The 21851-nt window shown below is 63.4% G+C and carries 15 protein-coding genes; 10 read left to right on the top strand and 5 right to left on the bottom strand.

The features are described from left to right. The first annotated feature begins 4 nt into the window (after nt 1-4). From ACMC5O_RS08670 to ACMC5O_RS08655, 4 genes are read left to right on the top strand one after another with little or no spacing between them, the layout of a single operon-like run. Nucleotides 5-862 carry an N-acetylmuramoyl-L-alanine amidase family protein gene (locus tag ACMC5O_RS08670; RefSeq protein WP_187709124.1) on the top strand — a complete coding sequence of 286 codons (858 nt, stop codon included), beginning with the start codon at nt 5-7 and terminating at the stop codon, nt 860-862. Between the two features lie 47 nt (nt 863-909). Continuing rightward, on the top strand, nt 910-3510 hold the full coding sequence (locus tag ACMC5O_RS08665; RefSeq protein ID WP_426692709.1) for a penicillin-binding protein 1A: 2601 nt from the start codon (nt 910-912) through the stop codon (nt 3508-3510). A gap of 42 nt (nt 3511-3552) precedes the next feature. Then, on the top strand, nt 3553-4680 hold the full coding sequence (gene prfB, locus ACMC5O_RS08660; RefSeq protein ID WP_426692708.1) for a peptide chain release factor 2: 1128 nt from the start codon (nt 3553-3555) through the stop codon (nt 4678-4680). Further along, a complete protein-coding gene (locus ACMC5O_RS08655; protein ID WP_426692707.1) occupies nt 4670-5371 on the top strand; it encodes a methyltransferase domain-containing protein in 702 nt (233 codons plus the stop codon). Before prfB ends, ACMC5O_RS08655 begins: the two co-directional genes overlap by 11 nt. On the opposite strand, the gene ACMC5O_RS08650 is transcribed toward ACMC5O_RS08655, so the two are convergent. Then, a complete protein-coding gene (locus ACMC5O_RS08650; RefSeq protein WP_281389477.1) occupies nt 5363-5569 on the bottom strand; it encodes a JAB domain-containing protein in 207 nt (68 codons plus the stop codon). The genes ACMC5O_RS08655 and ACMC5O_RS08650 overlap by 9 nt on opposite strands. A 322-nt stretch (nt 5570-5891) precedes the next feature. Here ACMC5O_RS08650 and ACMC5O_RS08645 point away from each other — a divergent pair, with 322 nt between their 5' ends. The 3 genes from ACMC5O_RS08645 (at nt 5892) to ACMC5O_RS08635 (ending at nt 7224) form a co-directional block, all read left to right on the top strand. Further along, complete coding sequence (locus tag ACMC5O_RS08645) at nt 5892-6686, top strand: thymidylate synthase (RefSeq protein ID WP_426692706.1); 795 nt, start codon at nt 5892-5894, stop codon at nt 6684-6686. 98 nt (nt 6687-6784) lie between these two features. Beyond that, on the top strand, nt 6785-6925 hold the full coding sequence (locus ACMC5O_RS08640) for an entericidin EcnA/B family protein (RefSeq protein ID WP_187709127.1): 141 nt from the start codon (nt 6785-6787) through the stop codon (nt 6923-6925). Between the two features lie 158 nt (nt 6926-7083). After that, entirely contained in the window at nt 7084-7224 is a 141-nt protein-coding gene (locus ACMC5O_RS08635; protein ID WP_187709128.1) for an entericidin EcnA/B family protein, read from the top strand. A 77-nt stretch (nt 7225-7301) separates the two neighbouring features. Here the strand turns inward: ACMC5O_RS08635 and rpoC are convergent, their stop codons facing one another. From rpoC to ACMC5O_RS08615, 4 genes are all read right to left on the bottom strand, one after another. After that, entirely contained in the window at nt 7302-11576 is a 4275-nt protein-coding gene (gene rpoC, locus ACMC5O_RS08630; RefSeq protein ID WP_187709129.1) for a DNA-directed RNA polymerase subunit beta', read from the bottom strand. 85 nt (nt 11577-11661) lie between these two features. Next, complete coding sequence (rpoB, locus tag ACMC5O_RS08625) at nt 11662-15831, bottom strand: DNA-directed RNA polymerase subunit beta (protein WP_187709130.1); 4170 nt, start codon at nt 15829-15831, stop codon at nt 11662-11664. A gap of 282 nt (nt 15832-16113) precedes the next feature. Further along, a complete protein-coding gene (locus tag ACMC5O_RS08620; RefSeq protein WP_187709131.1) occupies nt 16114-16932 on the bottom strand; it encodes an acyl-CoA thioesterase in 819 nt (272 codons plus the stop codon). Further along, nucleotides 16932-17564 carry a TetR/AcrR family transcriptional regulator gene (locus ACMC5O_RS08615; protein ID WP_187709132.1) on the bottom strand — a complete coding sequence of 211 codons (633 nt, stop codon included), beginning with the start codon at nt 17562-17564 and terminating at the stop codon, nt 16932-16934. Before ACMC5O_RS08615 ends, ACMC5O_RS08620 begins: the two co-directional genes overlap by 1 nt. A gap of 120 nt (nt 17565-17684) precedes the next feature. Here ACMC5O_RS08615 and ACMC5O_RS08610 point away from each other — a divergent pair, with 120 nt between their 5' ends. The 3 genes from ACMC5O_RS08610 to ACMC5O_RS08600 are packed head-to-tail and all read left to right on the top strand — an operon-like array spanning nt 17685 to nt 21851. Beyond that, a complete protein-coding gene (locus ACMC5O_RS08610) occupies nt 17685-19121 on the top strand; it encodes an efflux transporter outer membrane subunit (protein ID WP_343070216.1) in 1437 nt (478 codons plus the stop codon). A gap of 22 nt (nt 19122-19143) precedes the next feature. Further along, the gene (locus tag ACMC5O_RS08605; RefSeq protein WP_187709133.1) at nt 19144-20319 is read left to right on the top strand and encodes an HlyD family efflux transporter periplasmic adaptor subunit; all 1176 of its coding nucleotides are present in this window, start codon (nt 19144-19146) and stop codon (nt 20317-20319) included. After that, nucleotides 20319-21851, top strand: a complete 1533-nt coding sequence (locus ACMC5O_RS08600) for a DHA2 family efflux MFS transporter permease subunit (RefSeq protein WP_426692705.1) — start codon at nt 20319-20321, stop codon at nt 21849-21851. The genes ACMC5O_RS08605 and ACMC5O_RS08600 overlap by 1 nt, the downstream gene beginning before the upstream one ends.

The following is a 21851-nucleotide window of genomic DNA, read 5'->3' as shown; positions in this document are numbered from 1 at the left end:
GGGCGTGGCGATCAGCATCGCTGGCGTCGCGCTTGCGGCTGCGGCGTTCGGCGCAAGCCAGCGCTCCGCGCCTGTCCCCGATGACGAGAAGGCCCTCGTCGGCGAGGCACGCTCGAACAGCCTTACGGTCGAGCTGGGATCCGCAGTCGGCGAAGTGAAGCTGACGAAGGCGAGCGCACCCGGCCGGCCGATCGTCGTCCTCGATCCGGGGCACGGAGGCCGCGACCCGGGGGCGTCCGGCGTATCCGGCTCCATCAGCGAAAAGAGTTTGACCCTGGCCCTGGCGCGCGAGCTTCGCGACAAGCTTGCGGAGCGGGGCCGCGTTCGCGTCGCTATGACGCGCGACGATGATCGTTATCTAACCCTGGATCAGCGTGCGGAAATCGCGCGGCGGCTCGGAGCGAGTGCCTATCTCTCCCTCCATATCGACAGCGCGCCCAATCCGGACGCCCGAGGTGCGACCGTCTATTCGCTTTCGGATGTCGCGTCGGACGCAGAGACCGCGCGGTTCGCCGAGCGGGAAAACAAGGCAGGCGAGGGCCTGTCGAGCGAGCAGGACGGTTCGGTCCGTGGAATGCTCTCAGACCTAGCATTGCGCGAACAGATGAATTCGTCAGCGACGCTCGCCGAGCGGCTCGTCCGGAAGTCTGCGGGCCGATATATGCTTCGCCCGAATCCTCATCGTTTCGCGGATTTCCGCGTGCTTCGTCACGCACAGGTGCCCGCAGTGCTCTTTGAAGCCGGCTATATCAGCAATACCGATGACGAGGCCCTCTTGGCCCAGCCGGAAAAGCGGGCGCAGATCGTCGCAGCTTTGGCGCAGGCGATCGAAGCCGACGTCGCATCACGCATCGTTCGGTGATCCTTTCCCTTTCGGCCTCGCCCCAGAGGCGCTAGAGGCGATTACGCATGCGTGCCGACCGTCTCAGTGCTTCCCAGTTCCAGCTTCCGGACCTCGTCGCTTTTAACCAGCGCGTTCGTGAGCGCATCGACCCTTGGTTGGAGAAGAAGTGGGTCCGAAGGGGTGGCATCTTGCTGCTTGCCGGATTCGTTCTTTTTTCCGGGATATGGCTCTATTTTGCGAGCGGGCTTCCGTCGTCTGAAAAGCTGCTCGCCTACCAGCCTTCGCTTCCCACGAACGTCCGGGGTTATGACGGGACGCCGGTCCAGACCTTCGCCCGCGAACGGCGCGTGGAACTTTCCTACGAAGAATTCCCGCCGATGGTGGTTCAGGCGTTCATTTCCGCCGAGGACAAGACCTTCTTTCGTCACGGCGGCATCGACTATCCCGGCCTGATCGGCGCGGTCTTCGATTTCACGACAAAGACCGCGACCGGCGGCGGGCGTGCACGTGGCGGCTCGACCATCACGCAGCAGGTCGCGAAATATCTGCTCCAGGACAGCAGCTACTCGATCGGCCGCAAGGCGCGCGAAGCCATTCTCGCGTTCCGGCTGGAATCGACGCTCAGCAAGGAACAGATCCTCGAGCTCTACCTCAACTCCATATTTCTCGGCCGCAATGCCTATGGCGTGCAGGCTGCGAGCCGCGCCTATTTCGACAAGGACGTCAAAGACCTGACGCTGCCTGAAGCGGCCTATCTGGCGGTCCTTCCGAAGGCTCCGTCCAACTACGATCCGGTCCGCGCGACGCAGAAGGCGCTCACTCGCCGCAACTATGTTCTGCGCGAGATGGAGAACAACGGCTACATTACGGCCGATCAGCGTGCCGCGGCTTCCGCGACCCCGCTCGGCACCATTCGCTACGGAAGCAACGAGAAGTTCCGTCAGCAGGGCGGCTACTTCATGGAAGAAGTGCGGCGGACTTTGCTCAAGAGTTACGGCGACAACGCAAACGATGGCCCCAACAGCGTCTACGCGGGCGGCCTCTGGGTCCGAACTTCGATGAACCCGGTCATGCAGGACGCAGCGGCGAATGCCCTGCGCGAGGGTCTCGCGCGGTTCGACGGCGGCCGCGGCTGGCGCGACCTCGAACTCAGCGTGGACCTGAATGGCGACTGGGCCGCGCAACTCGATCGCGCAGCGGTCGGCACCGGCTTTGCGGACTGGAAGAAAGCCGTGGTGCTCTCGAAGGATTCGGCCGAAGCGAGGATCGGTTTCACCAACGGCTCGACCGGATCCCTTCCACGGTCGGTCGCCGACTTGCCCAAGCGAGGCGGCGGCGGAACGGCGTTCGACAATCTCCGGCCGGGCATGATCATCATCGTCAAGCAGCTTGGCGCCAGCAGCTACGCGCTCCGCTCGATCCCTGAAGTTGGCGGCGGCTTCCTTGTCGAGGAAGTCCGCACCGGGCGCGTCCTCGCCATGCAGGGGGGCTTCGATGTCGTCGGTTCCAGTTACAACCGGGCGACGCAGGCGATGCGGCAGCCGGGGTCTGCGTTCAAGCCGATCGTTTATGAGACCGCGCTCGAGAACGGCCTGAGCCCAGCGTCGATCATCGTCGATGCTCCGTTCTGTACGTCGCAGGGCCCGGGCCTTCCGCAAAAGTGCTTCGTCAATTTCGATCGCAAATATGCGGGTCCGAAGACATTGCGCTGGGGTGTCGAGCAGTCGCGCAACCTGATGACGGTTCGCGCCGCGTCGCAGACCGGAATGCCCAAGATCACCGCCAATGCCCGTAAGCTCGGCGTTGGCGACTTCCCCAATTACCTGTCGATCTCGCTCGGCGCCGGTGAGACCACCGTGGCCCGGCTGGTGAATGCTTATGCCATCCTCGCCAACCAGGGGCGGGCGGTGAAGCCGACCACGATCGACTTTGTCCAGGATCGGACCGGCAAGGTTATCTACCGGACCGACAATCGCTGCGCGGTCATGGGCAATTGCAATTCTGCGGATTGGGACGGCAAGGCCATGCCGCGGCCGCCGTCGCGCGACCGCCAGCTGCTGGAGCCGATGGCCGCGTTCCAGATGGTCCACATCATGGAAGGCGTGATCGAGCGCGGGACGGCAACGATCCTTCGCGACCTCAACCGGCCGATGTTCGGCAAGACCGGCACGACCTCCGGCCCGACCAACGTGTGGTTCGTCGGTGGAACCCCTGACATCGTCGGCGGCGTCTACCTGGGTTACGACCACCCGCGTCCCATGGGCCACGGCGCGCAGGGCGGTCGCATCGCAGCGCCGATCTTCAAGCAGTTCGCGGAAGTGGCTTTCAAGGACATGCCGAAGGTTCCGTTCGTGGCGCCACGCGGGATACGCTGGGTCCGTGTCGATCGTGCGACCGGCCGCCGCGTGTTCGGGTCGTTCCCAGTTCAGGAAGATCCGAAGTCGGCGGTGATCTGGGAAGCATTCCAGCCACAGACCGAGCCGCGACGATTCCGCCGTTCACATGGGCTCAGCATCGCTGGCCAGCCGGAAGAGGGCGACGAGAACAATCCGGACAAGATCGCCGAACTGGAGCGCCGTCCTCGCGTTGTTCGGGCCCAGTCACGACGGACGTCCCAGCCGCAAGCTGCGGAGGCGGCCTTGCAAAATCAGGGTGCCATCTACTAGCTCGCGCCTAAGTCCACGCGTTTACAACGAAAGCAATTCACCATGCGCGCCGAAGCGCAGGCTCACGCCGACCAGATCAATGCTGCGCTCGACCTCTTGCGTCGCTTCCTCGATTGGGACCGCGCGCTGAAGAGGCTCGACGAGCTCAATGCGAAGGTCGAGGAATCGTCGCTCTGGGATGACCCCAAGGCAGCGCAGGAAGTCATGCGCGAGCGGCGGCGGCTGGAAGAGGCGATCAACGCCACGCGCTCCATCGAGCGCGAGCTAGCCGACACGTCCGAACTCCTGGAACTTGCCGAGGCGGAAGGCGACCAGGCGCTCGCCGACGATGCCGTCCGCAGCCTCGGTGAGCTCGCCGACCGTGCGGAGCGCGACAAGGTCGCAGCGCTTCTCGCGGGCGAGGCCGATGCCAACAGCAGTTATGTCGAGGTCAATGCCGGCGCTGGCGGCACCGAAAGCCAGGATTGGGCTGAAATGCTCCTGCGCATGTACACGCGCTGGGGCGAGCGCCACGGCTACAAGGTCGAGATGATCGACCACCATTCGGGTGAGCAGGCCGGCATCAAGTCCGCGACGATCCTGATCAAGGGCGAGAACGCCTACGGCAACCTCAAGGTCGAGAGTGGCGTGCACCGGCTGGTGCGCATCAGTCCGTACGATTCAAACGCTCGCCGCCACACCAGCTTTTCGAGCGTGTGGGTCTATCCCGAAGTCGACGAGGACATCGACATCCAGGTCGAGGACAAGGACCTGCGCATCGACACCTATCGCGCGTCGGGCGCGGGCGGGCAGCACGTCAACACGACGGATAGCGCCGTACGCATCACGCACATCCCGACGGGAATTGTCGTCGCCTGCCAGAACGAGCGTTCGCAGCACAAGAACCGCGCGTCGGCGATGAAGCAGCTCAAGGCTCGCCTCTACGAAGCCGAGCTTCAGAAGCGCGAGGCCGAGGCGAGCGCGCAGAACGCGACCAAGACCGACATCGGCTGGGGTCACCAGATACGCAGCTATGTCCTCCAGCCGTATCAGCTGGTGAAGGACCTTCGGACCGGTGTGACATCAACGGCGCCGAGCGACGTGCTCGACGGCGATCTCGACCGGTTCATGGCCGCGGCTCTTTCCCAGCGCGTTACCGGCGAGCGCGTCGAGGTCGAGGATGTCGAATAGGGCGCTCATCGCCCTGCTTCTGATTTCAGCAATGGGCGCCTGCCGCCAGGCGCCCGAACAGCCACGTTTCCCGAAAGCCGACCGTCCTGTCGCGCCGATCGTTGGGGACTCCTTCTCCACCGAAGACGCGCGCGATCGGGTGGGCGAAGCCGAACAGGTCATCCAGCTTGCGGGGGTCGTACCGGGCATGTCGGTGGCCGATATCGGCGCCGGCGAAGGCTATTACACGGTCAGACTGGCGCCGGTCGTCGGTCGGCGAGGCCGTGTTCTCGCCGAGGACATCGTACCGGAAATCGAGGATCGCCTCGTCCAGCGCGTCCATCGAGAGAGTCTCGACAATGTCGCGGTCAAATTAGGGGAGCCGGACGATCCGAAACTGCCGCCGCATTCGTTCGACCGCATCTTCATGGTCCACATGTACCATGAGGTAGAATCGCCCTACGCATTCCTCTGGCACATGCGCGATGCGCTAAAGCCCGACGGCGAGGTGATCGTCGTTGATGCCAACCGGGAGCCCAAACGTCACGGAATCCCGCCCAACTTGCTGAGATGCGAGTTCGCCGCCGTCGGGTTGAAGCTGATCAGGCTCGAGCCAATCGCGGAGGGCGAGAATTATTTCGCTTCCTTCCGCATGGCCGGCCCCCGCCCGGAGCCGGGCCAGATCAGAGCATGCAAGGAAGGCCTAAAGTAGGGCCAGCCGTCGGAAGCTGCTCCAGTGCGCGGCGGAAAGCACGAAATGATCGAGCAGTGTGCAGCCGATGCCCTGGGCCGCGCATGCCAAGCGTCGCGTGGCGAGGCAGTCGGAAACGCTGGGTCGCGGATCGCCGCTGGGATGGTTGTGGGCGAGAAGAATACCCGTGGAGGCGTGCAATGCCGCGTTTGCGATGATTGGACGGACCGGGAAGTACCGCCCGTCTCATCGCTTTCGTGACGGAACAGGTGAGGGCAATTCCAGTCCGCATCGACGTGAGCAACCGCAGGCACTCCCGAGCGGGATCGGACTCTGCGAAGCACTCGGCGAAGACCGGGCGGGCCGCTTCAAGTCCGTCCAGCTTGAGAGGCTGTGAGGCACGCTGATAGCGCATCGAAGCCAGCTATGCGGTGCAACTCGCGATATCGACGGAAATCAGGTTCATTCCGGACGACCATTCTGGTCGTCCAAATGGACTATCTCGCTTGGTCTGGGTCAGATCCGAGGCTAGGCTTTCAACATGCGCCAATACCTCGACCTTATGCAGCGGATCCTCGACGAAGGTGTCGAGCAGCAGGACCGCACCGGAACCGGAACGCTTTCCCATTTCGGGGCCCAGATGCGCTTCGATCTTCGCGACGGCTTCCCGCTGCTGACTACCAAGAAACTCCATCTCCGATCGATCATCGTGGAGCTGCTCTGGTTCCTGCGCGGCGATACCAACATTCGCTGGCTGCAGGAGCGCAAGGTCAGCATCTGGAACGAATGGGCGGACGAGGAAGGCAATCTCGGCCCCGTCTACGGCAAGCAGTGGCGGCATTGGCAGACGGCCGACGGCCGCGAAATCGACCAGATCAAGAACCTGGTCGAGCTCATCAAGCGCGATCCGTCGTCTCGGCGCCAGATCGTCACCGCCTGGAATCCAGGCGAGATCGACCGGATGGCACTCGCGCCGTGCCACTGCCTGTTCCAGACCCAGGTCGCGGGCGGCCGCCTCAACCTTCAGCTCTACCAACGCAGCGCGGATTTCTTCCTCGGAGTTCCGTTCAACATCGCAAGCTATGCCCTGCTGACCCACATGCTGGCCCGTGAGACGGGCAACGAACCCGGCGTATTCGTCTGGACCGGGGGCGATGTGCATCTTTACTCCAACCACCTTGAGCAGGCCCACCTTCAACTGACGCGCGAGCCCCGGCGGCTGCCGCAGCTCATTCTGAAGGATCGGGGACAGTCGATCTTCGACTATGAGCCCGAGGACTTTGCGTTCGAAGCTTATGAGCCGCACCCGCATATCTCGGCGCCCGTCGCCGTCTGAGGACGGTTCGCCGCGAACACCCGAGAAAATTCCGGTGCCGGAATGGAGCGCTTCCGAAATCGGCGCGTTACTAGTGACCGTCAAACGAGGAGTTTCGTATGGTCCAGAAGATTCTGACGGCGGCGCTTATCACTGCCGCGCTGGCGACCGCGGCCTGCAACACGGTCCGTGGTGCTGCCCGCGACGTGAATTCGGTCGCGAATTGCACCGAGAACACAATGAACGGTGGCAAGTGCTAAGGCACTAATCGCTCACTTCGAACAAAAGGAATGTGCCTCGTCGGGAAATCCCGGCGAGGCATTTTTCATGCCTCCAGGGCGGCTGATTCATCCGGGAGTCAGTCGACAAATGCACAACTTGACGTCATGTCGTTTCGCAAACGCAATGGAGGGTGGACATGAAATCTAAACTGGTGACCGCGGCGCTGATCGGGACCTGCCTGGCGCTCGCCGCATGCAACACGGTTCGCGGTGCCGCGAAGGACGTGGAGTCCGCAGCGAACTGCACGGAGAATACGATCAAGTCCGGCCGCTGCTGATCCATCGCTGAGACCAAAAGAAAAGCCCCGCCGGTTTGCGCCGGCGGGGCTATCTTTTTGCCCTCAAAGGCTAGCGACTACTCGGTGAGATAGTCGCCGGCATCGGCATCCGTGCCGTGGCCGCTCGGAACGACCTCGGCCAGCGGGTCTTCGCCCGTTCCGGCCGTATCGTCACGCGGAGAGCGTGCCTTCTCGGCAGCACGCAGTTCCTCGGCCGAATTCGGAGCGACCAGCGCCTCCTGCATGCGACGGTGCGTCGCACGGAGAGCCGCGTCACGGCTCGATGCCGCAACCCGGAGCTCCTTCATGCTGGAGCCGGTGCCCGCCGGGATCAGGCGTCCGACGATCACGTTCTCCTTGAGACCGGTGAGCGTGTCGACCTTGCCCTGCACGGCCGCTTCGGTGAGCACTCGCGTCGTCTCCTGGAAAGATGCCGCCGAGATGAAGCTGCGGGTCTGCAGGCTCGCCTTGGTGATGCCGAGCAGCACCGGCTTGCCTTCCGCGGGCTTCTTCTTCTTGTCGAGCCGCGAATTGACCTCGTCCATCTCCTCGCGATCGACCTGCTCGCCCTTCAGGAACGTGGTGTCGCCGTCGTCGGTGATCTCAACCTTCTGCAGCATCTGGCGAACGATCACCTCGATGTGCTTGTCGTTGATCTTCACGCCCTGCAGTCGATAGACCTCCTGGATCTCGCTCACGAGGTATTCTGCGAGCGCCTCGACGCCGAGAGCTTCCAGAATGTCGTGCGGGTCCGGAGAACCGCCAACGAGGTTGTCACCGCGCTTGACGTAGTCGCCTTCCTGCACCTCGATCACGCGCGACTTGGGCACCAGCTCCTCATGCGGAGTCGAGCCATCGTCAGGAACAATCGCGATCTTCCGCTTGGCCTTGTAGTCCTTGAGGAAGTTCACACGACCCGAGACCCGGGCAATGATTGCCTTGTCCTTGGGCGTGCGGGCCTCGAACAGCTCGGCAACACGCGGCAGACCGCCGGTGATGTCGCGCGTCCTTGCAGCTTCGCGCGGCATACGGGCGAGCACTTCGCCGGCCTCGACCTTCTGGCCGTCCTCGATCGCGACGATGGCGCCGGCGGCCAGGCGATAGACGCCCGCCTCTTCTGCCTTGTCGCCGGTCAGGGTCAGGCGCGGATGCAGCGAATCCTTCTTCGACTTCGCCATGTCGTCGGTGACGACGCGCTGGGCGATACCCGTGGACTCGTCGACCTGCTCGGTCATGGTCCGGTTCTCGATGAGATCCTGGTACTTAACCGTGCCGGCCCGCTCGGTGATGACCGGGCTGAACGACGGATCCCATTCGGCGATCCGATCGCCCTTGGTGACGATGTGACCGGTCTCGCACAGCAGATGAGCGCCGTACGGAACGCGGTGCGTCGACAGCTCGCGGCCATCCATGTCGAGGATCGCGATCTCGCCCGAACGCGACAGCGAGATGTGCCGGCCGCGCGGGTCGGTGATCGTCGGCATGTCACGGAACTCGATCGTGCCGTCGACCGGCGCTTCGAGGTTCGACTGCTCGTTGAGCTGCGCCGCGCCGCCGATGTGAAAGGTCCGCATCGTCAGCTGGGTGCCCGGCTCACCGATCGACTGGGCGGCAATGACGCCGACAGCCTCACCGATGTTCACCGGCGTACCGCGAGCGAGGTCGCGGCCGTAGCACTTGGCGCAGACGCCCTGCTTCGAAGCGCAGACCAGCGGGGAGCGGATCTTCACGCCCTGCAGGCCGATCGCCTCGATCTGGGCGACCATCGCCTCGTCGAGAAGGGTACCCTCGGGGATGACCACATCGCCGGTCTTCGAGTCGACGACGTCCTCGGCCGTCGTACGGCCCAAGACGCGCTCGCCGAGCGAAGCGATGGTGGCGCCGCCCTGCACGATCGCGCGCATTTCAAGCGCACGGTCGGTGCCGCAGTCGTCCTCGATAATCACGGCGTCCTGCGAAACGTCGACCAGACGGCGGGTCAGGTAACCTGAGTTCGCAGTCTTGAGCGCCGTGTCGGCCAGGCCCTTGCGGGCGCCGTGGGTCGAGTTGAAGTACTCAAGGACGGTCAGGCCTTCCTTGAAGTTCGAGATGATCGGAGTTTCGATGATCTCGCCCGACGGCTTGGCCATCAGGCCGCGCATGCCGGCAAGCTGCTTGATCTGAGCCTGCGAACCACGAGCGCCCGAGTGGGCCATCATGTAGATGGAGTTCAGGTCCGCCTGGCGACCGTCAGGGCGCTTCGGCGTCGCTGAAATCTCTTTCATCATCGCGGATGCGACCTGGTCACCGCAACGCGACCAGGCGTCGATCACCTTGTTGTACTTTTCCTGCTGGGTGATCAGACCGTCCTGGTACTGCTGCTCGTAATCCTTCACGAGTGCACGCGTCTCCTCGACCAGCTTCACCTTATCGGCGGGGATGACCATGTCGTCCTTGCCGAAGGAAATGCCCGCCTTGAAAGCGTGACGGAAACCGAGCGCCATGATGGCGTCGGCGAACAGGACCGTCTCCTTCTGACCGGTGTGACGATAGACGATGTCGATGACGTCGCCGATCTCCTTCTTGGTCAGGACGCGGTTGACCGTCTCGAAGGGCACCTTGTGGCTCTTCGGAAGGGTCTCGCCCAGGAGCATGCGTCCCGCGGTCGTCTCGAACCGCTTCATGTAGGTGTTGCCCTCCTCGTCCGTCTGCGGGACGCGGCTGACGATCTTCGTATGAAGCGTCACGGCACCGGCTGCGAGAGCCTGGTGGACCTCGGTCATGTCGGACAGAAGCATGCCCTGGCCCGGCTCATCCTCTTTCTCAAGGCTGAGGTAGTAGAGGCCCAGAACCATGTCCTGCGACGGCACGATGATCGGCTTGCCGTTCGCGGGCGACAGGATGTTGTTGGTCGACATCATCAGGACGCGCGCTTCCAGCTGGGCCTCGAGGCTCAGCGGGACGTGCACTGCCATCTGGTCGCCGTCGAAGTCGGCGTTGAACGCGGCGCAAACCAGCGGGTGAAGCTGGATCGCCTTGCCTTCGATCAGTACGGGCTCGAACGCCTGGATACCGAGACGGTGAAGCGTCGGAGCGCGGTTCAGGAGAACCGGGTGCTCGCGGATTACCTCGTCCAGGATGTCCCAGACTTCCTTGCGCTCTTTCTCGACCCACTTCTTCGCCTGCTTGAGGGTCATGGAAAGACCCTTGGCGTCGAGGCGCGAGTAGATGAACGGCTTGAACAGCTCGAGCGCCATCTTCTTCGGCAGGCCGCACTGGTGCAGCTTGAGCTCCGGACCGGTCACGATGACGGAGCGGCCCGAATAGTCGACGCGCTTGCCGAGCAGGTTCTGCCGGAAGCGGCCCTGCTTGCCCTTCAGCATGTCGGACAGCGACTTCAGCGGACGCTTGTTGGCGCCCGTGATCGTCCGGCCGCGGCGGCCGTTGTCGAACAGAGCGTCGACCGCTTCCTGAAGCATGCGCTTCTCGTTACGGACGATGATGTCCGGAGCGCGCAGCTCGATGAGCCGCTTCAGACGGTTGTTACGGTTGATGACGCGGCGATACAGGTCGTTGAGGTCCGAAGTCGCGAAGCGGCCGCCGTCCAGTGGAACCAGGGGGCGAAGCTCCGGCGGGATGACCGGAATGACCTCGAGGATCATCCATTCCGGACGGTTGCCGGAATCGATGAAGCTCTCGACGACCTTCAGGCGCTTGATGATCTTCTTCGGCTTCAGCTCCGACTTGGTGACCGCGAGTTCATCGAGCAGTTCCTTGCGCTCGCCTTCGAGGTCGAGATCCATGAGCATGATCTTGACGGCTTCGGCGCCGATGCCGGCGGAGAAGGCGTCTTCGCCATATTCGTCCTGCGCGTTGAGAAGCTCGTCCTCGGTGAGGAGCTGGTTCTTCTCGAGCGGGGTCAGGCCCGGCTCAAGAACGACATAGCTCTCGAAGTAGAGGATGCGCTCGAGCTGCTTCAGCTGCATGTCGAGCAGCAGGCCGATGCGGCTCGGAAGCGACTTCAGGAACCAGATGTGGGCGACCGGAGCGGCGAGCTCGATATGACCCATGCGCTCGCGGCGGACCTTCGAAACGGTCACTTCCACGCCGCACTTCTCGCAGACGATTCCCTTGTACTTCATGCGCTTGTACTTGCCGCACAGGCACTCGTAGTCCTTGATCGGACCGAAGATGCGCGCGCAGAACAGGCCGTCACGCTCCGGCTTGAACGTGCGGTAGTTGATGGTCTCCGGCTTCTTGATTTCGCCGAAAGACCAGCTGCGAATCTTGTCCGGGCTCGCAATGCCGATCTTGATCTCGTCGAACGTCTCCGGCTTGGCGATCGGATTTGCGAAAGGCGTCAGTTCGTTCATCTCGTTTCTCTTCCTCTAATCCCCTCGGTTCCCGGAGGGGCAGGGATGGGGTGGCGGGACGCTAGGCCCCGCCGATCTCGTTCAATTATTCGGCCGCGATTGCCGGCGGCTCATCCTCGGAGGCGACCGAGTCCAGCTCGACGTTCAGGCCAAGGCTGCGCATTTCCTTTACGAGAACGTTGAAGCTCTCCGGAATGCCGGCCTCGAAGGTGTCGTCGCCCTTGACGATCGCCTCGTAGACCTTGGTGCGGCCGATCACGTCGTCCGACTTCACCGTCAGCATCTCCTGAAGGGTGTAGGCAGCGCCGTAAGCCTGCAGCGCCCACACTTCCATTTCACCGAAGCGCTGTCCGCCGAACTGCGCCTTACCGCCCAGCGGCTGCTGGGTGACGAGGCTGTAGGGGCCGATTGACCGCGCGTGGATCTTGTCGTCCACGAGGTGGTGGAGCTTCAGCATGTAGATGTAGCCCACGGTCACCTGACGGTCGAAAGGATCGCCGGTGCGGCCGTCGTACAAGGTCACCTGACCCGACGTGCTTAGACCTGCCTTCTCCAGCATGGCCGAAACGTCGCTCTCGCGAGCACCGTCGAACACAGGGGTGCCCATCGGAATGCCGCCTACCAGGTTCGACGCCAATTCGATGATTGCTGCGTCGTCGCGCGCGTCGATGTCCTTCGTATAGGCATCGCCGTAGATGTCCTTCAGCTTCGCGCGGAGAGCCTTCACGTCCTTGTCGGCAATGTCCTTGCCGCGCTCGTGCATGCTGTCGAGCATCTCTTCGATCTGGCGCCCGAGACCGCGCGAAGCCCAGCCAAGGTGCGTTTCGAAGATCTGACCGACGTTCATACGCGACGGCACGCCCAGCGGGTTGAGCACGATGTCAGCATGCGTCCCGTCTTCGAGGAACGGCATGTCCTCGATCGGCAGGATGCGGCTGATGACGCCCTTGTTGCCGTGACGGCCGGCCATCTTGTCGCCCGGCTGAAGCTTGCGCTTCACGGCAACGAAGACCTTGACCATCTTCAGCACACCCGGCGGCAGCTCGTCGCCACGCTCCAGCTTCTCGACACGGTCTTCGAAGCGGCGGGTGATGACGTTGGCCGCCTCGTCGTACTGGCCCTTGAGGGCTTCGATGTCGGCCTGGCGCTTGTCGTCCTTGACGGCGATCTTCCACCAGTCGTGCTTATCCGTCGCCTCGAGCATGTCCTCGTCGAGCGTCGCGCCCTTCTTGATGCTTTTCGGAGCTGCGGTCGCGACCTGGCCGAGAAGCATTTCCTTCAGACGGGCGAAGGTCGCCCGGTTGAGGATGCCGCGCTCGTCGTCGGCGTCCTTCCTCAACCGGTCCTTTTCCTCGGCCTGGATGGCGCGAGTACGGTCATCGATGTCGATGCCGTGACGGTTGAAGACGCGGACCTCGACGATCGTGCCCGACACGCCCGGCGGCAGCCGCAGCGAGGTGTCGCGGACGTCCGAAGCCTTTTCGCCGAAGATGGCGCGGAGGAGCTTTTCCTCCGGCGTCATCGGGCTTTCGCCCTTCGGCGTGATCTTGCCGACCAGGATGTCGCCAGGCTCGACCTCTGCGCCAATGTATACGATGCCCGCCTCATCGAGGTTGCGAAGAGCTTCCTCGCCGACGTTCGGGATGTCGCGGGTGATGTCTTCCGGCCCGAGCTTGGTGTCGCGGGCCATGACCTCGAACTCTTCGATGTGGATCGAGGTGAAGACGTCGTCCTTCACGATCCGCTCGGAGATCAGGATCGAGTCCTCGTAGTTGTACCCGTTCCACGGCATGAACGCGACGAGCACGTTCCGGCCGAGCGCGAGCTCGCCGAACTGCGTCGAAGGACCGTCGGCGATGATCTCGCCGGCCTCGACCGTGTCGCCAACCTTCACCAGCGGACGCTGGTTGATGCAGGTGTTCTGGTTCGAGCGCTGGAACTTCATCAGCGTGTAGATGTCGACGCCCGATTCACCCGCGCGGAGGTCGCCGGTGGCGCGCACGACGATACGGGTCGCGTCGACCTGGTCGACGATACCGGAACGGCGGGCGGCAATGGCGGCGCCTGAATCGCGGGCGACAGTCTCTTCCATGCCGGTGCCGACAAGCGGTGCGTCCGCCTGAAGCAGGGGCACAGCCTGACGCTGCATGTTCGAGCCCATGAGAGCGCGGTTCGCGTCATCGTTCTCGAGGAACGGGATGAGGGAGGCCGCGACGGACACAAGCTGCTTCGGCGACACGTCCATCAGCGTGATCTGCTCGCGCGGAGCAATCAGGAAATCGCCGTTGCGCCGTGAGGAGATGATTTCCTCGGCAAAGGTGTTGTCCTTGTTCAGCTCGGCGTTCGCCTGCGCGATCGTGTGCTTCGCCTCTTCCATTGCGGAGAGGTAGACGACGTCCTTCGTCACCTTGCCGTCGACGACCTTGCGGTACGGCGTCTCGATGAACCCGTATTTATTCACGCGGCTGAAGCTGGCGAGCGAGTTGATGAGGCCGATGTTCGGACCTTCCGGCGTCTCGATCGGGCAGATGCGGCCGTAGTGCGTCGGGTGGACGTCGCGGACCTCGAAGCCCGCGCGCTCGCGGGTGAGACCGCCGGGCCCGAGCGCCGAAACGCGACGCTTGTGCGTCACTTCGGACAGCGGGTTGGTCTGGTCCATGAACTGCGAGAGCTGCGAGGAGCCGAAGAACTCGCGGACCGCGGCAACCGCCGGCTTCGCGTTGATGAGGTCGTTCGGCATGACCGTCGACACGTCGACCGAGCTCATGCGCTCCTTAACGGCGCGCTCCATGCGGAGAAGGCCGATGCGGTACTGGTTCTCCAGCAGCTCACCGACCGAACGGACGCGGCGGTTCGCGAGATTGTCGATATCGTCGATCTCGCCCTTGCCGTCCTTGAGGTTCACCAGCTCCTTGACCACCGCAAGGATGTCCTCGCGACGAAGGGTGGTGACCGTGTCCTCGACGTCGAGGCCGAGGCGCATGTTGAGCTTGACGCGGCCGACCGCGGAAAGGTCGTAGCGCTCGGAATCGAAGAACAGGCCGTAGAACAGCGCGTCCGCGGTCTCGCGGGTCGGCGGCTCGCCGGGGCGCATGACGCGGTAGATGTCGGAAAGAGCCGAATCCGCGTCCTCGTTCTTGTCGGCCTTGAGCGTGTTGCGGATCCACGGACCCGTGTTCACGTAATCGATGTCGAGCAGTTCGAGCGTCTTCACGCCCGCCTTGTCGAGCTTCTCGAGGTTTTCGGCAGTAACCTCGTCTCCGGCCTCGATGTAAATCTCGCCGGTCTTCTCGTTGATGAGGTCATGCGCCGAATAGCGGCCGAAGATTTCCTCGGTCGGAACGACGAGCGCCTTCATGCCATCCTTGGCCACCTGGTTGGCGCGGCGCGGGGTGATCTTCTCGTTGGCCTTGAACACGATCTCGCCGGTCTCGGCGTTGGCCAGGTCGTGCAGCGGCTTCTGGCCTCGCCATGCGTCGGCGACATACGGGATCTGCCAGCCGTTCTTGCCACGGACGTAGCTGACCGTGTTGTAGAACAGATTGAGGATTTCCTCCGGCCCGAGCTGCAGCGCCAGCAGCAGGGTCGTGACCGGCAGCTTGCGCTTGCGGTCGATACGGACGTTGACGATGTCCTTCGCGTCGAACTCGAAATCGAGCCAGCTGCCGCGATAGGGAATGACGCGGGCGGCGAAGAGGAACTTGCCCGAGGCGTGGGTCTTGCCGCGGTCGTGGTCGAACAGGACGCCCGGCGAACGGTGCATCTGGCTGACGATGACGCGCTCGGTGCCATTGACGATGAAGGTGCCGTTCTGCGTCATGAGCGGCATATCGCCCATGTAAACGTCCTGCTCCTTGATATCGATGACCGACTTGGTCTCGGTCTCCGGATCAATCTCGAACGTAGTCAGGCGAAGTGTGACCCGCATCGGCGCGGCATAGGTGAGACCGCGCTGGCGGCACTCGTCGGTGTCGTACTTCGGCGGTTCCAGCTCGTAGCGGTCGAAGTCGAGGTGCGCGGTGCCGGCGAAATCCTCGATCGGGAAAACCGAACGAAGCGTCTTTTCAAGGCCTGAGACATAGCCGATGGCCGGGTCTGACCGGAGGAACTGCTCGTAGCTCTCGCGCTGAACCTCGATGAGGTTGGGCATTTCCGAGATTTCGTGGACGTTGCCGAAAATCTTGCGGATGCGCCGCGAGTTGGTCTTGAGCCCGCTCGTCGTCTTACGAGGTGCGTCGATCGCTTTGGTCGCCATTGTCTTCCCTGCGCTGGAGCTGAAGCTCACGCACGGGAAGCGAGAGCCCAGCTCAGTTCTCCGGCCTCGGCCGGAGTTGAGTTTGGAGCGCTACCCCCGTTCTTCCTCCCCAATTCGTTTGGTCCGTGCGCTGTTCGGACCCTGTCCCGGGGAGGACGGGAAAAGCCCCGGGACGCACGAAATCGTGCGGCGGAGCCGTCTATTTGTTGGATGAAGCCGATATAATCCAATTTTTCCCCTTGTGAAGGGGGTCTTGCAGGAAATTTCAGAGAGGTCGGGGTGTCAGGCCGGATCCCGGTAATAAACGAGCTGGTGGCTCGTCGCGAGCAGGCGGCCATCGCCGCTCCAAAGCTCCGCGGATTGATCGTGAAACCCGCGGTCGAAGATGCGGGCGTCCGCAGTTCCGAGGATTGGATTTGAGCCAAGTTCGGCGAGGTCGTTTTCCGTCGCGTGAAAATAGGATGTGAGGGTGACCGTTCCGAACGGCACCATTCGCTGCCGGACGTGGATGATCCGCCCGAAGAAGATGTCGGTGAGAGCGGCGAGCCCGACGAAATCCATCGGCCGCGGCGGGTCCGAGGCAATCCAGAGCGTTGATCGCGCCGAAGACGGCTCCTCCCGTTGGTTGGCCCAGAAGGGCTCGCCTTCCGCGAAGCGCAAATCGAAACGTTCAATCCAGCCCGAACCCGGCCAGGGCATGCGGGGAAGACTTTCGAGTGAAGGCACAATGGGCGGTTCGACGGGCCGACCGGCAAAAGTCTCGGGCCGCTTCCCAAACATCGCCGTCGCCGTCGCGACGCACTCGCCTGCCTGGAACATGGTCATGGTCCAGTGCTGGGTCGAGCGATTGGTCCGCGCCGGCCTGGCAGTGATCTGCATCTCGCCCTTCGCGATGGCGGCGCAGAAGTTGACCGTCAGCGCGAGCGGCTCGCCCTCCCGATCTGGATGGGAGAATGCCGACTTGAACAGGAGCGCTGCGACAAGGCCGCCGAAGGGTCCGACCATGTTCCAGTAGGCGTCGCTCGTACGTGCAATCCAGCTGTCGTCGCCCTCTTGCTCAAGGTCCGTGGCGATGTCGAAGGGGTGGCGTTCGTTCGCCACTAGCCCTTCGCCCGCGCTTTCTTTTTCGGCTTCTCGGGGCCGTAGAGTTGCAGAAAGGCATCGGCAGCGAGTGTCGAGGCTCGATTGATTTCGACGAGGTCTGGACCGCGGATGGCGCCGAGCAGCCTCTTCTCAAACATGTCCCACTCGTTAAGACCCTTCCAGTGCATGGCGGCGACCCACGGGTCAGCACGCTTCAGAAGTCCCTGATCCATCATCAGTTCGAACCGTCTTGCAAGGCGTTGCCAGGCCGGCTCCAGCACTCTTTCGAAGAACTCCTTGCCGAGCGTAGAGTCAGAGGGCTGATTGGCGACCATGCGGACGTTAGCAATCGGTACGGATGACAAGCGGCGCGTCATGTAGGCGACGCCGAGCTTGATCAGGCCTTCCCGAAGATCGTCCGATGACAGGAACTCATTCATCAGCCGATCGGCTTGATCGGTCACGTCATAGAGAAGGACCGCAGCCAACAACTGCTCCTTCGATTTAAAGTAGCCGTAAAGCGTGGCCTTCGAGCCGCCGAGCCGCTCCGAAATCATCGACATCGAAGTCCGTTCGAAACCGTGCTCCTCGAAGAGCTCGGAAGCGACCCTGACGATCTCGCGCCGCTTTTCGTCAGTCCTAACCCGCATAACCGCGCATCACCCTCTCATTCCCCAATACTGTACATGGCGGTTCAGTTTAGCGTTGACAAGGGGCGAATCGTAAAATAAACCGTACCGTACAGTTACAGATCAACGGGAATATTACTGATGATGCGGTTTTCCACTGCGCGGAGCGTCCGCGCGGCAATGCTGTCGGCCACCCTTTTGACGGGCGCGTGCGCGTCCGTTCCGGACCTCGGTGCAAAGCCGGAGATCAGCGCACCAACGACCTTCGCGTCGAGTGCCTCGCTCGGCGGTTCGCAGGCAGCGTGGCCGGCAGACGGCTGGTGGCTCCGATACCGCGACCCGCAACTGGCGCGCCTCATAGACGAGGCCTTGATCAGTTCGCCCGACCTCGAGGCGGCCGCAGCGCGTATGCGCGCTGCCGACGGCTTCGCGCAGAGGGCAGGGGCCGCGCTCAAGCCGTCCATCGACGCCTTCTCGCAGCCTGAGCTCGCTAAGCAGAGCCAGAACCAGAGTGTGCCGGCGGCGATGATACCCAACGGCTGGAATGACAGCGGTTCGATGGGCCTGAGCCTGTCACTCGACCTAGACCTGTGGGGCAAGAACCGCGCCGCGCTCCGGGCGGCCAATGCCGACGCAGATGCCGCGCGCTACGAAATGGAAGCCACCAAGCTCGCGCTGACCACCGGAATAGCGTCGACCTATGCGGAGCTGGCCTCGCTTTATGCTCAACGCGACACGCTCGAGGCCGCCCTCGCGATCCGTACGGAGACGGCCAGGCTCGTCGCCCAGCGGACCGCGATCGGCCTCGATACTCGTGCGGAGCTGAAGCAGGCCGAAGCCCGTATCCCGCAGACGCAGGCCGACCTTGAATCGACTGACGAGGCCATTGCGCTGACGAGGAACGCGCTCGCCGCCTTGGTCGGTAACGGGCCGGATCGTGCGCTGACGATCGAGCGCCCGGCAGTCGCCGCCCTGCAGGCGCAGGGCGTCCCGGCCGACGCATCGATCGAGCTGATCGCTCGCCGCCCCGACGTCGCCGCAGCCCGCGCGCGTGTCGAAGGCGCGAACGATCGCATCAAGGAAGCGAAAGCGGCCTTCTATCCCAACGTGAATCTGAGCGCCTTGATCGGCTTGTCGTCCTTCGGGCTCGGCAATCTGTTCAACAGCGGCTCCGGAATTGGAAGCGTGAGCCCCGCGGTTTCCCTCCCCTTGTTCCACGGGGGCGCGCTCCAGGGCCAGTACCGCGGTCGACGCGGTCAATATGACGAGGCGGTCGCTCTGTACGACCGCCAGGTCATCGAGGCGCTGCACGAGACGGCTGACGCCGTGACGAGCCAGAAGATGCTCGTTTCACGGCTCGCCAACTCGCGCCGCGCGCTGGCCGGTTTTGAAGAGGCCAACCGCCTCGCCCGCCAACGCTACGAGCACGGCCTGTCCACGTATCTCGATGTGCTCACCGCCGAAGAAGGCGTGCTCGAAGCACGGCTGAATGTCGCGCAGCTCGAAACGCGCGCCTTCTCCCTCGACGTGCAGCTGATCCGCGCCCTCGGCGGCGGCTTCAGCGCCTCAATCCACTGACAAGAAACAGGGAATTGAAGAAATGGCTGAACGTGATCCCATTGAATTGCAGCAGGCGGAGAATCTCGAAGAGGTTTCCGTGCCTGATGCGGAAAGAGCTGCCGACGATGTCCGCAAGAAGCGCCGGAAGAAGGTTCTACTCGCCCTTGTAGCCGCGAAGCTCGCAATCGCCGGTGGCGCATGGATGTTCTTCGACGACGCGCATGTCGAAACCGACAACGCCTATGTCAGTGCGGACTCCGCGCAGGTGACCCCGCTCGTTTCGGCGGCCGTTACCGAAGTCGCAGTCGTCAACACGCAGATGGTGCACAAGGGCGACGTCCTGCTTCGTCTCGACGACAGCGATGCGCGCCTCGCGCTTGCCAAGGCCGAGGCCGAGTTCTTTAAGGCCCGGCGCCAGTATTCGCAGATGGCCGCCAACGGCGGATCACTCGCGGCGCAGATCAATGCCCGCGACGCCGACGTCGGTCAGGCGCGTGCTCAGCTTGCATCTGCCGAGGCGAACTTCGGCAAGGCTCGCATCGACCTCGCCCGCCGTTCGGAGCTTGCCGAGTCCGGCGCGGTCTCCGGCGAAGAGCTGACGAATGCCCGTAACGCCTATTCGAGCGCCGAAGCGAACCTCGCGCTTGCCCGCGCCGGCGTCGCCCAGGCGGCCGCCATGCGTGGCGCGGCCCGCGAAAGCTGGGCTGCGAACGAAGCGCTGATTGCCGGCTCGACCATCGACACCAGCCCGGAAGTCGCCGCCGCCAAGGCCAAGCTTCAGCAGGCTCGTCTGGATCTTGAGCGGACCGTCATCCGCGCACCGATCGACGGCGTCGTCACGAACCGCCAGGTCCAGGTCGGCCAGCGCATTGCGGCTGGCACCCCCGTGATGACCCTCGTCCCGATCGGGAAGGTCTATGTCGACGCCAACTTCAAGGAAGGCCAGCTGGCGAAGGTCCGGCCGGGTCAGGAGGTTGAGCTTGTCTCCGATCTCTACGGCGGCGACGTCGTCTACCACGGCCGCGTCGCCGGCTTCTCCGGCGGTACCGGCTCGGCATTCGCGCTGATCCCGGCCCAGAATGCCACCGGTAACTGGATCAAGGTCGTGCAGCGTCTGCCCGTCCGAATCACTCTCGATCCTGCCGAGCTAGCGAAGCATCCGCTCCGCGTCGGCCTCTCCATGGAGGCCAAGATCGACGTTTCCGGAGGCAAGTGATGCAGACGGAGACGTCGGCGCCGGCGATGAGCAAGGGGACATTGCTCCTCGCCTGCCTCGTGCTGGCCTTCACCAACTTCATGGTGGTTCTGGACACGACGATCGCCAACGTGTCGGTCGCGCACATCGCGGGCGGCCTCGGCATTTCATCGAGCGAGGGTACGTGGGTCATCACGTCCTACGCGGTCGCTGAGGCGATCTGCGTTCCCTTGACGGGCTGGCTCGCCCGCCGGTTCGGAACGGTCCGCGTGTTCGCGCTAGGCATGGCCGGGTTCGGCGTATTTTCCCTCCTTTGTGGAATGGCCTGGAGTCTCGGCTCGCTGGTCGCTTTCCGGATCGGGCAGGGGCTCTGCGGCGGGCCTTTGATGCCGATCAGCCAGACTCTGCTGCTGAGCATCTTCCCGAAGGAGAAGCATGCGCAGGCGACCGGTATCTGGGCGATGACGACAATCGTTGCCCCGATCCTCGGTCCGATCCTCGGCGGCACCATCTCCGACAATTGGGGATGGCACTGGATCTTCTTCATCAACATCCCGATCGCGATCATCTGCGCGACGGGTGCCGTCGTCCTGCTCCGCAAGGCCGAGACGAAGGTGGAGAAGGCGCCGATCGACACCATCGGCTTGATGCTGCTCGTCCTCTGGGTCGGAGCGCTTCAGCTGATGCTCGACCTCGGGCGCGAGCACGACTGGTTCGGCAACAACTTCATCGTGTCGCTCGCAGTGATCGCGGCCATCGGCTTCAGTTTCTTCGTCGCCTGGGAATGGTTCGAGAAAGACCCGGCGGTAAACTTGAAAGTGTTCCGCTACCGCGGCTTCACCGTCAGCGTCATCGCTCTGGTGTTCGCCTACGGCACGTTCTTCGCCAGTCTCGTGGTCATTCCACAATGGCTTCAGGGCGCACTCGGTTACACCGCGACCTGGGCCGGCTATGCGACCGCCTTCAATGGCGTCGCGGCGGTCATGATGGCCCCGGTCGTCGCCAAGTTGTCCGAGAAGGTCGATCCGCGCCTGCTGGTGTCGTTCGGCGTGCTCTGGCTAGGCGCGACCTCGCTGATCCGCGTCTTCTGGTGGACCAGCGATTCCGACTTCTGGACGCTTGCCTTGCCGCAGCTGATCCAGGGCGCCGGCATGCCTTTCTTCTTCGTGCCGCTGACCTCGCTCGCTCTGGGCGCGGTCGAGGAAAGCGAAGTCGCCTCCGCGGCCGGCGTGATGAACTTCCTGCGCACCATGTCTGGCGCGGTCGCGACAGCAATCGCGACGACTGTCTGGTACGACGGAGCTCAGGCGACCCGGGCCGAACTGTCGGGCGTCCTCAACGGGGCCCAGCAGACCATGCAGTCGCTGCAGATGCACGGCTACACGGTCGAGCAGTCCCGCCAGGTCGTGAGCAATCTCGTCGACGGCCAGGCGACCGCACTCGCCACCGGCTCAATCTTTACCACCGCGGCAATCGTGTTCGCCGCAGCAGCGTCAATCGTCTGGCTTGCCCCGCGTCCCAAGCACGCGGTCGCCGCCGGCCATGCTCACTAG

The sequence above is a fragment of the Sphingomonas sediminicola genome (assembly GCF_049991885.1).
Classification (GTDB): Bacteria; Pseudomonadota; Alphaproteobacteria; order Sphingomonadales; family Sphingomonadaceae; genus Sphingomicrobium; species Sphingomicrobium sediminicola.
The sequence above is the reverse complement of the archived record's forward strand: the minus strand, read 5'-3'. Positions and strand labels throughout refer to the sequence as shown.

Excerpts from the sequence above, each read along its gene's own strand:
- ACMC5O_RS08610 (WP_343070216.1), top strand. The coding sequence starts at position 17,685 with ATGATGCGGTTTTCCACTGCGCGGAGCGTCCGCGCGGCAATGCTGTCG.
- ACMC5O_RS08640 (WP_187709127.1), top strand. The coding sequence starts at position 6,785 with ATGGTCCAGAAGATTCTGACGGCGGCGCTTATCACTGCCGCGCTGGCG.
- prfB (WP_426692708.1), top strand. The coding sequence starts at position 3,553 with ATGCGCGCCGAAGCGCAGGCTCACGCCGACCAGATCAATGCTGCGCTC.
- ACMC5O_RS08665 (WP_426692709.1), top strand. The coding sequence starts at position 910 with ATGCGTGCCGACCGTCTCAGTGCTTCCCAGTTCCAGCTTCCGGACCTC.
- ACMC5O_RS08615 (WP_187709132.1), bottom strand. The coding sequence starts at position 17,564 with ATGCGGGTTAGGACTGACGAAAAGCGGCGCGAGATCGTCAGGGTCGCT.
- ACMC5O_RS08645 (WP_426692706.1), top strand. The coding sequence starts at position 5,892 with ATGCGCCAATACCTCGACCTTATGCAGCGGATCCTCGACGAAGGTGTC.
- rpoB (WP_187709130.1), bottom strand. The coding sequence starts at position 15,831 with ATGGCGACCAAAGCGATCGACGCACCTCGTAAGACGACGAGCGGGCTC.
- ACMC5O_RS08635 (WP_187709128.1), top strand. The coding sequence starts at position 7,084 with ATGAAATCTAAACTGGTGACCGCGGCGCTGATCGGGACCTGCCTGGCG.
- rpoC (WP_187709129.1), bottom strand. The coding sequence starts at position 11,576 with ATGAACGAACTGACGCCTTTCGCAAATCCGATCGCCAAGCCGGAGACG.
- ACMC5O_RS08655 (WP_426692707.1), top strand. The coding sequence starts at position 4,670 with ATGTCGAATAGGGCGCTCATCGCCCTGCTTCTGATTTCAGCAATGGGC.
- ACMC5O_RS08600 (WP_426692705.1), top strand. The coding sequence starts at position 20,319 with ATGCAGACGGAGACGTCGGCGCCGGCGATGAGCAAGGGGACATTGCTC.
- ACMC5O_RS08605 (WP_187709133.1), top strand. The coding sequence starts at position 19,144 with ATGGCTGAACGTGATCCCATTGAATTGCAGCAGGCGGAGAATCTCGAA.